This is a genomic window from Lysinibacillus sp. KU-BSD001 (genome assembly GCF_042920265.1).
Taxonomy (GTDB): Bacteria; Bacillota; Bacilli; order Bacillales_A; family Planococcaceae; genus Lysinibacillus_B.
The window spans coordinates 317,411-330,804 of record NZ_JBDQZI010000003.1 but is presented as its reverse complement, the minus strand read 5'-3'; the positions used below and the strand labels follow the sequence as shown (position 1 = coordinate 330,804).

Here is a 13,394-nt window from a genome sequence, read left to right as displayed (position 1 = left end):
TTTAACATATTAGGTACTCTTTTTATAATCCCTCTGTTGCGAATTGAGATCATGTCGTTACAATATAAGCCTTTGTATTCATCACTCAAAGAAGCATTAATTTTCTTTAATTGTTTCTGTAAATTCTTTACGTGCTGCGCTGAGCTTTTCAATATATATGTCAATCGAAGCGATCGAATCTTCATCAAGTGGCACTTGCCCGTCTTTTTCTACTTTTTTCCACTGCTTCACATGTTGTTTATAGGCATAATTAGATAAATTGTAAATATCAACATTCTTTTTTAGTCCGTTTTTGTATGTTTCCTCTACTTTTTTTCGAATTTCTTTTATGACGGTGTCTTTGATTTGTGTCTTTGTAATTTCTGTATGAAAGTCACTCGCAATCACATCTAGCTTGATGGTAATATCAAACACAAACTTTTCATTTTTGGCTGTTGCCTTCACATCTACTTTAATATTTTCTACAGTTACGGTTACCGGCTTATCTTTAATGGAATATGTTAAAATTCCTCGCTCTGTTTCGTTCTTCATAAACCGTAAACCTTCAATTTCTCCCTCTTTTAAAATTACTTTTAGCCGGTCTCGCCCTGTAACGGCAACACCGTCAAATTCGATTTGCTTTTGCGTTCCCTTTTCGGACTCCCAATTTTCAGACACTTTTATATAAGGTATTGCTACACTATAATTTGGTTCATTCAATGCAATAATAAATTGCCGAAAATTAATTGGTACAACAAAGGACTCTTGAGAGAAAGAATTGAGTGGTATCGTTAATTTAGAAAGAGAAATCGATTTATTTAGTACAGGTGTCACTAACATTATTTCTGATACATCATCCCTTGTTCCATATACCCAAATTTGATACCTTGTTTCTCGGTAACGATTGAAGGCATTTACGACTGTATTTGCTCCCCCTTGTTGAAGAGCGGCTTCTGAAAATACAACAAAGGATAAATGCCCCCAAAATAAGCGCATATCCAACGAATGATACAAATTAAAAAACGCCTCATACATTGTTTCACCATATGCAGTCCCAATCTCAGTTTGAGTTGCTTCTGGATTAGGTTGCTCACTTTTAGCGACATTCGTAAAATCAATTAACTGTACATGAATTTTATATTGACTATCAATATAATCTACACCTACACCATAAATATAATATATTCTTTCAGGTTCTTTCGCGTCCCAACAGCCTGCTAGTATCATTGTAATGACAAAAATAAACCACCATCTCTTCATTTTGCATCATCACTTCTCGTACTATCATTGGGCTTTAACATACTCGGTCTCTTTTTATAGCTTGTTGGTCCTAATCGAAATAATGTTTTTGCAATGGATTGTATACTTAAATCCGCTGAAATGTTAATATACGGAACACCGAACACCTTAATATGGCTTACATACATTAATGTAAAAAAAAGAGAAGCAAAAAACCCAAAGAGTCCAAAGAATGCTGTAACGATTACAAAGGCTATACGAAGTAAACTCATTGTTGCCATAATGGATTGGTTAGAAAGGGTAAAAACAGCAATAGTTGAAATAGCAATCACTACAACCATGGCAGGGCTCGTAACACCCGCGCGAATCGCTGCATCCCCAATGATTAACCCTCCTACAACGCTAATTGTTCCACCAATCACGGATGGTAACCGTAAACCGGCCTCTCTGAACAACTCAAAGAACAAAAGCATCATTAGCATTTCAAGCGAAGATGGAAACGGCAAACCTGTATTCGCTTGTACGATTGTCGCGAGTAACTGAAGTGGAATTTGATTTTGATGAAACGTCGTAAGTGCCAACCAAAACGAAGGAAGTAATAAGCCTATAAACAAACCTAATAAGCGTAACACACGTTCAAACGAGCTATACAGGACGGTCGTTTCATTATCTTCTCCCGATTTAAGAAGCACGAAAAAATTGATTGGTAAAATAATGGCGTATGCTGTGCCATCAACGAAAATAATATAGCGACCCCTTGTCAACGCTTGTATAACAGAGTCTGGACGACCCGTATAATCACAGCGCGGGAACGCAAACATGCCATTATTAATACTTTCCATCAGGATATTACCTGAAAAAATAACATCTACATCGATATTTTGTATTTGCTGTTTAATTTCTGTTAAAATTTTTTTATCGACCACATCATCGAAATAGAGGATAGCAATATTTGTCTTTGATCTTACCCCAGCTTGAACCTTTTCAACAATAAGGGAATTGGTAGGGAGTCGCTTTCGAACAAGCGCGATATTCGTACCAATATCTTCAATAAAATTATCCCGTGGTCCATTGATTGCTACCTCAAGATTCGTCTCTTCCGGCGTCCTGTTTGGTTTATTTGCAATGTTAGTAGCTAACAATAATTGATTGCTTGTCAGCATGATTAAACAATGTCCGCTAAATAATAAGGAAATACAACTGTCAATATCTGATACTTTCTGCAATTGGGGAAGTGGCAATATCTCTTCAATATTTGGATTACCTTTATTATTCTTGCTGCTCTCTTCTAAGGTAGTCTTATTTTGTTGAGTATCACTAATATTTTCTACCGTTTTTTTTAACTCAGGAATGACAAATTCATACAGTAAACGCTCATCGATCATTGCTTCACACGTGACGATATGCACCGTTTCATTTTGAAAAACAAAATGCTGGAACTTCACATCACCAGAATGTTGAAATGTTTGCTTCAGCTCATTGAACGTAATTGCCTTGTTTTGGTTTTGCATCGCTTATATCCTCCTGCCTACGTCCCTTTTTACGCCCCGTAAGTAAAGCAAAAATAAAGCCTAGCAGTAGTAATAAAATACATGTTGAAATTAAAATATGATAATTATTGATGTTTAAAAATGTTTGCTCATCTACCAACATTAGCATGAGACAAATAATACCAAAAGGAGGTGCTATATAATACCACACCTTTTTAGTTTCTTTCTGTACACCCCAAAGCTCTGTCACAATATATAAATAAAAACCGATCCGTATAAATGCCCCTGTCATCCATTGATACACGGACAAGAAATCCATATGACTAATAAATTGACCAATACTCGCTAATCCCCATTCTTCATAAGCGGGATAGCGCTGTTTAGATGCTTCTTCAGGACCAAATTCAACAATGGCCCCGATTAATGGCCCCATCGTCAGACCAACAAGTATAAGTAACATAAGGACAAAATGCTTATACTTTATTTGGCTCTTCACGTGGTGCTGAATAAAAATTAACAATAAAAGCTCCGTAAATCCTGCCGCCGGAAAAACGACGGCTAATAACACCGGTCCCATTCCATGCTCTAGCATCGGTTGAAGTAAGCTATAATCCTTTACTTTGATATTGACAAAGGCGACTAGAAATCCGAATATAATGACACCAAACAATACGACAACATTTAAGATGACCATTGTTTGTAAGCCTCTTGTAGCAAGCGTGATACAAAGAATAAAATATACACCAAATAAAATTAACATCGGTGTTGTCGGTAAAAATGTGGTGTTGATCCATTGAAGCATTTCAACCATTGTAAAAGCACCTAACACTAAAACCAATAAACTAATGAGCCATTTAACAAACACTGCGATAGACTTACTTTTTTTTTCTAACAAGCTCATAAATGACTCATTCTCTAGCCTTTTTGTAATAATAGCTAAGAGCAACAACCATGGAATGAGAATGCCCGCCGCGATTAAGACACTCATCCACCCGTCACGCTTTGCCTGTTCTAAAATAGGAGGTAAAATCGTCACATGATTTTTCAACCCAATCACAGTCATACATAAAAAAATAACGTGTAACATACTAAATTTCACAGATTTATTCATATTATCTACCTAACATTCATTTTCGTTTTAGTATTGTCAATACATGGAGATAATATTCGATATCCAAAAAATCAACTAGTATCCATTTCTATGCACATCAAGTACAATAGCGCCTTTCATTTTAGATCGGCTATAGTAAAACCGGGGCTAAAAGCGATGTTAGTGTACATGAATAGTAATGATACTTTTCAACAAAACAGGGGCTTTTCACGATTTACTTTTCCCCCTATACCGTCGCTACTTATTGTGCATCTGCGATAATCCAATCAACTGCATCGATGAGACTTGGAAACACCGCATCTGCAAGTGGATCACTTTTCCCTAAAAACACCCCTTTTGTTCCAGCATTTTTCCCAGCAATAATATCGGTATCTGTATCCCCCACCATGTAAGAGCGCGATACATCCACCTCATATTTTTGGGCAAGATCGATAATCAACTTACTTTTAGGTTTACGACATTCACAATTAGCACGGGGCTTATGAGGGCAATATACCGCTTCATCGATAATCGCGCCTTGCTTTTTTAATTGGAAGATCATAAATTGATGGATTTCTTGTAGCTGAGACTCCTTCATAAACCCTAAACCAACGCCACCTTGATTTGTCACGACAAATACATAATCAAAGTATTTATTTAGTTTTTTGATTGCTTCTGGCACGCCTGGTAAAAAATACAAATCTTCTGGCTTATTAACAAATTTCACACGATCCGTTAACACTTCATTTATGACACCATCACGGTCTAAAAATATCGCTTTCTTCACTTACTTCACACCTTTTTCTATTTATGAAATGAAAGAACTTCATTACCTTTATGTCTATTTTTTAATAAAAGCTCCTTCATTATGCATAAGAAAAAGAAAATGTATATACTTTTTAGTCGTTACTTCACTTCTTGCTATCCAATGCGTTATTTTCTCCAAAAAAAACTACACGCTCACTGTTAAAGTCGCTTAACAATGTACGTGTAGTTGATGAAAATTTAACGTTTTTTAGGTGCCAGCATAACATCCGTTAAAAACTTGACGCGGGATAATGCACCGATGTAAAAGGCTAATACATACCCTGTAAAAAATAATGCTACTAATTCTACAATGTATAATTTATAACCGAAAAATACTTGTTGTAAATTTGTTAATTGCTCTGTATTGGTAAATGCCTCTAGTGGTATGTTTGTATAACAAAAGAAACTCAATAGCTGAATCAAGCTAGCTGCTATGACAAATGATAATGTTTTTTTACGAATGGCATAACTTTGATATTGTAAATACTTCCATAAAAACCGAAATACTATGAAACACATCACGATATTTACAACTATACTTACGTAACGAATTGCCACATAATACGGATTAACTGCCTCTGCCACAAAGTCCACGAATTGAGAAGGAAATACGTTTAAAATCATTATATAAAATATAGCGTAATATAGAGTAAATGCAATAAGCCCCCAGCGACTAAACGCGAAAAATAAAATCGTAGCAAATCTTTTCATCGTTGATTTCCTTTCCTTCCGTCTATCAAACAATCTGATTATTTTATTATAACGTGATGTTAATAGGTTAGAAAAGTACATCTTTAGTGTACGAAGAAACATTAAAAAAGTTGCGTAGAAATTCCACGCAACTTCTTTATCATGACTATGGCATAAAAGTTGGCTGCCAAATTCCATCCTCATTTTGCATCATATGAAGACTCATTTGTCCAGGAGCGTTATAAGTTGGTGTGAATTCAATATAGCCGTGACCATATTTCGCCTCACTGAACTTCCCATTTTCTAGTCCATTATATTTATACGCATTCGACAGTTTTGTCTCAAGTGAGCTAAAGAGCGGTCGCCCCTCATCAGTTCCCACAACCTCCTCTAGCCACTGTGTAAAATCCCCTTTTTTATTTTTTAACAATGTATAATTCGTTCTCCAATCGTGTTCTGAAGCAGCGATGAGATGTATTTTTGCAATAGTAAGAGGAGATATATCACGTAATAATTCAAGTTGATAGCTTTCTTTAAATTGTGTATAAAGTTGTTGCTCTTCTGCTGTTAGTGTATACGTTGGTGTAATTTGCTGAATGGCTACAACTTTCCCTTTCACATGATTTAATGTCCACTTTTCTAATGTTCTATCTGTTACAATAACGAATTCATCGCTCGCTAATTTGTCAAAAGTTACATGCTGTTCATTTATAGAAGCTAATGGACTTAAATAAACGTGCCATTCTGTTCCTGTAATCTCTTTTTCATAAGAAACTTTCCCCACTAGATTCGGCAAAGCAAGTGGTTGACCATTCACGGTTACCCGCCCTTCTTCCAATGTCACTGTATCTCCAGCTGTTCCAACGATTTGCGCTACCTTCATCATTCCATGTTCATCCAACATCACATAGTCACCAATTTCATAGGTTAACGATCTTTCCACAATCATCGGTAAATGTCCAAACTTTTGCTGATAACCATTTATATAGGAGGTCACAGGCGTGATTACTTCCTCATTATAATTTTCTTCCATATATGGAAGAATGGTTTCGTTTTTCTTTAATAACCTCACCAGTTCACCTATGTCACTAGGTAGTGCTGAAACAGTATACGGTGTGACTGGTTGCCGATTAATCGTAAGGAAAATAAATAGAGCAATTACTCCGATAAACATAGAGGAAACCGCTGGAATATGCCATCTACGTTTTCGTAGTGGCTTTCTCAGCAGGATTCGCCCTTTTACTTCTTCTGTAAATGGGGCATCTTGCCGCAATTCATGGCGTAACTGTTCTTTAAAATTGCCCATCTAGTAACACTTCCCCTTCGTTTGTCAATTGTTGCTTCAATAGCTCGCGCCCTCTTCTTAACCTCGTCCGAATCGTATTTTCTGAAATGCCAAGTAGACTTACTATTTCATTTATCGTAAAGTCCTCATAATAATAAAAAATCATTACTTCTCTATAATGCACAGGCATATTCCAAACCGCTTCCTTTAATGACTCCCCCTGCACTTTGGCTAATACTTCTTGCTCTGCTGAACGCACAGTTTTCATAAATGGCAAGATAGCCTGTAGCACGGTTTGTCTTTTCATCTTCCGCAATTCATCATGACTTTTGTTGATCACGATACGCGTTAAGTATGTTTTAATCGATGCATCCCCACGAAACTGATTTCTTTTCACACTGTATGTATAAAATACATCTTGGGTAATCTCTTCTGCGACTTGCTTATCTTTTACATATAGGTAAGCAAGGTGATAAATATACTCACCATATTCTTCGATTAGCACTCTCAAATTATGTCACCACCTTTGCTTTTACTGCTTAGACGACTATAATCCAAAAAACCGTTCAAGTTCCTTTAAATTTTTTTACAGTTTCCTGTTAACGCATTTTTATACACAACCTTTTATAAACTTCATCTTACTTATATGTCTCTCCTACCTATACCTTTCAAAAAAAATTTATTTTTTATATAAAGACATTATTTTCTCTTTTATTCAGAAAAAATTTTTTTCGTTCCATTTTTTTGTTTTTTTATTACTACCACCTCTGTTATATATACCCTATGTAACAACTAAACCCTTTTAAAATCAGCATTTTAAAGCCCTGTCTCTCTTCTGTTATAAAACAACTGGACACTCAAATTATTCTACAAAAGGATCACTTTTTTCTATTCCACGAAACTATTTTATGTAAAAAAACTATTGCGCAATTATTACACTTGATGGTATCTTGATATCTAGAATTATTCGCGAAAAAATTCAGGCAACTATAAAATAAAGGGGAAAACGAGAAATTATGAATAAAAATAGATGGTTAATTGCGCTTTCGGCTATCGCCATCCATTTGTCAATCGGTGGGGCTTATGCATATAGCGTTTATAAAAATCCAATTACAACACAAATGGGTTGGAGCGAAACAAATGTAACAATCGCCTTCACAATCATGATGGGACTTGCAGGGTTTTCTGCCGCTCTATTTGGTAGCTTCGTTGAAAAACAAGGTCCTCGAAAATCTGCGATGCTTGCTGCTGTATTATTTGGTTTAGGGCAAGCAGGAGCTGGTGTAGCGATTGCCATTGACTCTGTTGTACTTTACTGGTGTACTTACGGCTTACTAAGTGGTCTTGGGATGGGGATTGGTTATATCTCACCTGTTTCAACGCTTGTGAAGTGGTTCCCAGATCGCCGTGGTTTAGCGACAGGAATGGCCGTTTTAGGATTTGGTTCAGGGGCCCTGATTACAGCACCAGTGGCGACAAGTTTAATGGAACAGTTTGGTATTTCAAACACATACTTTATTTTAGGAATTAGTTATTTTACATTAATGTTACTAGGTGCTTTATATATTGCACCACCAAAGCAAGAAGGAGCATTAAACGTATCGAAATACGGTACAACAGGCAAAGCACTGGCACAACTATCTGCTCGTGAAGCAGTTCGTACAAAACATTTTTGGATGCTTTGGGCCATGCACTTAATTAATGTAACAGCGGGGCTCATGATGATTTCAGTAGCTTCTCCAATGGCACAAGAAGTTGTTGGTTTATCTGTTGCAGGAGCAGCAGCAATGGTTGGGTTAATGGGTCTATTTAATGGTGGTGGTCGCTTATTATGGGCAGCGGCTTCAGACTATATCGGTCGTCATAATATATTTGTTATTTTCTTTATCATTCAACTCGTTGCATTCGTGTCATTACCATTTACAACGAATGTATTAGTATTCCAAGCATTGATTTTCTTAGTTGTTAGTTGTTATGGTGGCGGATTCTCCAACTTGCCTGCCTTTGCGAGTGACTTATTTGGTACAAAGCAACTTGGTGTTATTCATGGCTACTTATTAACAACATGGTCACTTGGTGGCATTTTCGGTCCACTCATTGTATCAACAATTCGCAATGCAACAAATAGCTATACGCCAGTGTTCTATACATTTTCAGTTTTAATTGCGATTTCACTATGCATTTCATTATGGATTCGTCGTGATGTTGCTAAAAAGAAACAGCAAGTAGAACAATTACAAGAAGCTTCAGCTGTATAAGTAGATGAGGAAGCTAAAATGGAACATAAGAATGCTGTAATTTTGCCTCCTACAGCATTCAGCGAACAATAGTAGCTGCTAACTATTGTTCGCACTTAAATAGATGAGAAATTCCCTCTAATTTAGTTCCTTTCGCATTCGCTTCCTCATTATTTATGATTTCGTCTCATATACTTCTCTTCTAATGTGAGACGCTCGAGTAATTCATTTGTTTCTTCTTGCTCTAATTGACGGAACTCTGCTTGGATAGTACGAATCACATGCTGAAGTAGTTCAATCGACTTCATGAATACGGCGTTAGCGCCTTCTTTCTGTTCCGCTTCATTTAGCACATGATAAATATTTTGAATTGTTTCCTCGTATTCAATTACACTTTCAAAATGCTCTATATCGTGCTTCGTTGTTTTCATTTTTTGCAATAGTGGCGTTAGTTCATTCATCGCAAACTGAATGATTGGCGACGCATAAACATCACGAAGTTCTTTAATAGAACCTTTCCACACGATGCCACCCCGCTTTTTCTTATACATGACAAGTGATGTGATCCATGTTTTTTCACGCATTTGCTCCAATGAATACCCATGCTCCGTATGAAATTTAAAATCATTGCGCAAGAAGAATTCACTATATTGATAATCCTTTGGGTTAATGCTTGGTCTTACTAAAGCATCGATTTTCTCTAAATAATCCATAAACGATAGTTCTTCCTCTGGCGTTTGAAACAAACGTTTAAAAAACGACATAAAATTCACCTACTTTTTATACTGCGTTATATGTACATTCTATTATAAAGTAAAATGGAACTTCATAGTCTAACTCCCTTTAACAAATGACCGTTAAAATAAAAACGACTGTCCTGTAAGTAGATACTTACAAAACAGTCCTTCGATTAAATATAAAGATAAATGCTCATAAACATTGCCACGCAACCCGCAAGGACAAATAAATGCCAAATTGCATGATTATATGGGATTCGTTTATTTTTATAAAAATACGTACCAAACGTATAAAAAATACCGCCAGCCAATAATGTTAAAAAGCCTTCTGTTCCAATATGGGCAAGCACTGGTTTATACGCAAATATAACAAGCCATCCCATCCCTATGTAAATAAGTAAAGATACGGCTTTAAAACGATGTACAAAAAATTGTTTCAAAATAATGCCGATTAGCGTTAAGCCCCACTCAATCCCTACAATTGTCCAACCAAGCTTTCCGCCAATCGCAATAAGAGCAATTGGTGTATATGTGCCTGCGATTAATAAAAAAATGGCACTATGATCAAGCTTTTTAAATAAATTTTTATTCACTGGAATACTATGATATAACGTAGAACTTAAAAACAACAGTAACATGGAGATACCAAATATCATATAGCTGACCAATTCAATGACTGATCCGTTGCCACTCGCTTTTACAATTAACAGTACGATTGCAGGTATCGCTAATATACAACCTAAGCCATGTGTTATAGCATTCCAAAACTCCTCTTTTCTGCTATACCCTGATTCCATTACGATTGCTTGTGTCATCGTCTATCACCTCTTACATATAGTATGCAAAAATGCGCGGAATCAGAGTACCGCCACATGTCACTAAAAACAGATGACAACTATAATGGTTTTAAACTAATGTTTATCATCAGGGACTCTTCACCAAGATATGTAATCAACCGCATATTCGGATACGGGTAGACGCTTTCTACGGGTTTTTGCTCGGATACGGCAAGGTTTTGCTCGCTCCGGGTGGTTTTGACCGTTCAATGTCGACAGTTTCAAGATAATTTCTCAAATAATTGAACTAAAAAGAAAATCATCTTCACTCAAATGACTGTGAAGATGATTTTTGTTGAAAAGAAGGCTTTATTTTTATCAAACGATTACACTTGTATGGAACGGATTCATTTTAAAAACACAATGTCGCTTTGCCTGAACCGACTACTGTTTGATCTTGCTTTTGTGCAGTTAGCTCTAATACTACTTCACGTTCATGTATCTCTTTTACTTGCGCGATACATGTAATCGCGTCACCTGGTAATGTCATCGCACCAAAGCGCATCGAAAACTGTTTGACTTGTGCGACGTCTCCGGCTAGCTTCATCACATACTCACCTAAAAAGCCCATCACAAGCATACCGTGTGCAATGACACCTGGCATCCCGATTTTTTGGGCAAAGGCATCGTCTGTATGCAACGGATTAAAATCACCTGATGCTCCTGCATATTTGACAAGCTGCACTTTCGTAATCGGTGGCTTTGTATAACTCGGTAATAATTGATCTACTTGTAACTCCTCAAAAACGACAACATCAATCGATTGTTCTGTAATTGCCATATCGTTCCCTCCTTACAGTGCACGGTAAATAATATTTGTACGACTCACAACAGCGAGCTCCTCATCGGCATCACGCAGTTCCGTATCTAATACGATAAATTGCATAGTGCCACTTTTTCCTTCACGCTCATATATATCCGCTACTTTCATTTGCGCTGTGTATGATTCTCCTGGGCGCAACGGTTTATAGTAAATAAACTCCTGTTCCCCGTGCAGCATACGACGGAAATCTAGTTCCAGTGGTAACTGTGCGGATTCGTCGCTTAACGCAACTGGAAATGTGAGCGGTGCAATCATACCACCATAGGCACTTTGCGAAGCGTGTTCTTCATCTAAAAAGAGTGGATTTGTATCACCGATTGCCTGACAGAAACGGCGAATATGCCCTTTTTCAATCTCTACTTGATAACGCTCGGTTGCAAGACCGATATGTTCCTTTGTCACGTCCATACCTGTTCCCCCTTATTTCGCTTTTGACGCCTCTAGCTTTTGTAAAGCAATGCGCGAAATTTTCCCTGCTGCTGTCATTGGTAATGCATCTAACTGCTCGATTTCACGAATTTTTGCATAGTGTACAACACGGCTATTCACAAACTCTTGAATATCCGTTAGTGAAGCCGTTGCACCAGGCTTTAAGACAACGAAAGCTTTTGTTGTCTCCCCTACTCGGTCATCTGGTACACCGATGACGACACAACTTTGAACAGCCTCATGCTCATATAATAATTCCTCTAATTGACGTGGATACACATTATAGCCGTTATAAATGAGCATATCTTTTTTGCGATCGACAATCGTGAGAATACCATCTTCATCACGCACCGCAATATCGCCTGTCCGAAGCCAGCCATTGCTAAATGTTTTAGTCGTTGCTTCAGGGTCATTTAAGTACCCTTTTGCTATTTGCGGACCTCGTACCCATAACTCGCCCTTCTCACCTATTGGTACTTCTTGCTCACTACTGCCATCTACTGGCACGAGTCTCACTTCCGTATTCACAATCGGTAGACCAATTGATCCGGGCTTCCGAACTCCCGATTTAAATGCAACCGTTTGCACACAGGAACCCGTAGCTTCTGTTAAGCCATACCCTTCCGAAACGATGGCATTTTTAAATAACTTTTGAAGTTTACGCTGCATTTCAGCAGACATTGGTGCTGCACCCGAACCAACATTTCTAACGGACGATAAATCCGTTGTTTGGAGCTGTGGTATCAGTAGTAATCCATTAAATAACTGCGGTGCGCCTGCCACTTGCGTTACTTTATATTTTTCAATGTTTTCGATGAATGTTACAGGATGTAACTGATCAATTAAAATCACTGTGCAGCCCTGTACTGTCCCAACCCCGATAGAACCCATTAAACCTGAAACATGGTAGAGGGGAGCAGGACTCATCAGGACGCTTTTACCTGGTACAATCGCATATTCTTTTACAAATTCCTCTTCCGATGTATACGCTCTCACCGTGACGCCACCATCTGCATCGATATGTGGTAACATTCCCATACTCGCACTCGAGGCTAAGCAGCTACTGACAAAGTTATAATGCGTGCTTAATACACCTTTCGATTTCCCTGTTGTACCACCCGTATACGCAATTGTGGCGATATCTTCTTTTGGCTGAATCGCTACTTGTAGTTCCCGCGCTTCGTAGCGTGATTTCAATTCGTTTAAGCTATACCAATTCGCATGAAATGAGCTGATATCCGTACGTCCATTGATGCCATCGATTTCATCTGTACCTGTCACAATGACATCCTTTAACTTCAATTGTACTGTTTTGTCGAGTAAATTTTTTGCACAGGATTCATGTGCGATTACTGCCACTGCATTGGTATCTTGTATTTGGTATACTACTTCGCTCGCTGGATTAAATGGATTAATCGGAGAATACGTTGCACCTGACAACAAAATACCGTAGTAAGCAATCACGTATTGAATGCTATTTGGTAAATACGTTGAAATGACATCGCCTTTACCGTATCCAAGATCGTGTAGTGCATTGGCAAGCTTTAAAGACTCTGCATATAACTCTTTATATGAAATTTGCACATCCTGGAAAATAAGCGCGCAGTGATCTGCATATTCCGTTGCAGCTCCTTTTAACATATTACCGATTGGTACTTCCGGTATGTCAATCCTCTCCGGAAGCGCATTGTTAAAAAATCTCGGATCCTTTTGTCCTGCCATTTTATCCACTCCATTTCATAAAATGCCTGC

General features: G+C 37.6%; 13 protein-coding genes. 1 reads left to right on the top strand and 12 read right to left on the bottom strand.

The window, feature by feature from the left end:
• Window positions 1-96: 96 nt before the first annotated feature.
• From AAGS61_RS06920 to AAGS61_RS06890, 7 genes are all read right to left on the bottom strand, one after another.
• The gene (locus tag AAGS61_RS06920) at window positions 97-1,239 is read right to left on the bottom strand and encodes a Ger(x)C family spore germination protein (protein ID WP_391369222.1); all 1,143 of its coding nucleotides are present in this window, start codon (window positions 1,237-1,239) and stop codon (window positions 97-99) included.
• A complete protein-coding gene (locus AAGS61_RS06915; RefSeq protein WP_391369220.1) occupies window positions 1,236-2,729 on the bottom strand; it encodes a spore germination protein in 1,494 nt (497 codons plus the stop codon). Before AAGS61_RS06915 ends, AAGS61_RS06920 begins: the two co-directional genes overlap by 4 nt.
• Window positions 2,695-3,819, bottom strand: a complete 1,125-nt coding sequence (locus AAGS61_RS06910) for a GerAB/ArcD/ProY family transporter (RefSeq protein WP_391369217.1) — start codon at window positions 3,817-3,819, stop codon at window positions 2,695-2,697. Before AAGS61_RS06910 ends, AAGS61_RS06915 begins: the two co-directional genes overlap by 35 nt.
• Window positions 3,820-4,060: 241 nt before the next feature.
• Window positions 4,061-4,585, bottom strand: a complete 525-nt coding sequence (locus AAGS61_RS06905) for a D-glycero-alpha-D-manno-heptose-1,7-bisphosphate 7-phosphatase (RefSeq protein WP_391369215.1) — start codon at window positions 4,583-4,585, stop codon at window positions 4,061-4,063.
• 218 nt (window positions 4,586-4,803) lie between these two features.
• On the bottom strand, window positions 4,804-5,316 hold the full coding sequence (locus AAGS61_RS06900; protein ID WP_391369213.1) for a hypothetical protein: 513 nt from the start codon (window positions 5,314-5,316) through the stop codon (window positions 4,804-4,806).
• A 145-nt stretch (window positions 5,317-5,461) separates the two neighbouring features.
• On the bottom strand, window positions 5,462-6,601 hold the full coding sequence (locus tag AAGS61_RS06895) for a hypothetical protein (RefSeq protein ID WP_391369211.1): 1,140 nt from the start codon (window positions 6,599-6,601) through the stop codon (window positions 5,462-5,464).
• Window positions 6,588-7,085 (bottom strand): sigma-70 family RNA polymerase sigma factor, encoded by a 498-nt coding sequence (locus AAGS61_RS06890; protein WP_391369350.1) that lies wholly within the window; start codon window positions 7,083-7,085, stop codon window positions 6,588-6,590. The genes AAGS61_RS06895 and AAGS61_RS06890 overlap by 14 nt, the downstream gene beginning before the upstream one ends.
• A gap of 511 nt (window positions 7,086-7,596) precedes the next feature.
• On the opposite strand from AAGS61_RS06890, the gene AAGS61_RS06885 reads away from it, so the two are divergent.
• The gene (locus AAGS61_RS06885) at window positions 7,597-8,838 is read left to right on the top strand and encodes an L-lactate MFS transporter (RefSeq protein WP_391369208.1); all 1,242 of its coding nucleotides are present in this window, start codon (window positions 7,597-7,599) and stop codon (window positions 8,836-8,838) included.
• A 149-nt stretch (window positions 8,839-8,987) separates the two neighbouring features.
• On the opposite strand, the gene AAGS61_RS06880 is transcribed toward AAGS61_RS06885, so the two are convergent.
• From AAGS61_RS06880 to AAGS61_RS06860, 5 genes are all read right to left on the bottom strand, one after another.
• Entirely contained in the window at window positions 8,988-9,581 is a 594-nt protein-coding gene (locus AAGS61_RS06880) for a hypothetical protein (RefSeq protein ID WP_391369205.1), read from the bottom strand.
• Window positions 9,582-9,727: 146 nt separating this feature from the next.
• Window positions 9,728-10,369, bottom strand: a complete 642-nt coding sequence (gene trhA, locus AAGS61_RS06875; protein WP_391369203.1) for a PAQR family membrane homeostasis protein TrhA — start codon at window positions 10,367-10,369, stop codon at window positions 9,728-9,730.
• A gap of 373 nt (window positions 10,370-10,742) precedes the next feature.
• On the bottom strand, window positions 10,743-11,171 hold the full coding sequence (locus AAGS61_RS06870) for a MaoC/PaaZ C-terminal domain-containing protein (protein WP_391369201.1): 429 nt from the start codon (window positions 11,169-11,171) through the stop codon (window positions 10,743-10,745).
• 12 nt (window positions 11,172-11,183) lie between these two features.
• A complete protein-coding gene (locus AAGS61_RS06865; protein ID WP_391369199.1) occupies window positions 11,184-11,621 on the bottom strand; it encodes an FAS1-like dehydratase domain-containing protein in 438 nt (145 codons plus the stop codon).
• A 12-nt stretch (window positions 11,622-11,633) separates the two neighbouring features.
• Window positions 11,634-13,364 (bottom strand): class I adenylate-forming enzyme family protein, encoded by a 1,731-nt coding sequence (locus AAGS61_RS06860; protein WP_391369196.1) that lies wholly within the window; start codon window positions 13,362-13,364, stop codon window positions 11,634-11,636.
• Window positions 13,365-13,394: the final 30 nt, after the last annotated feature.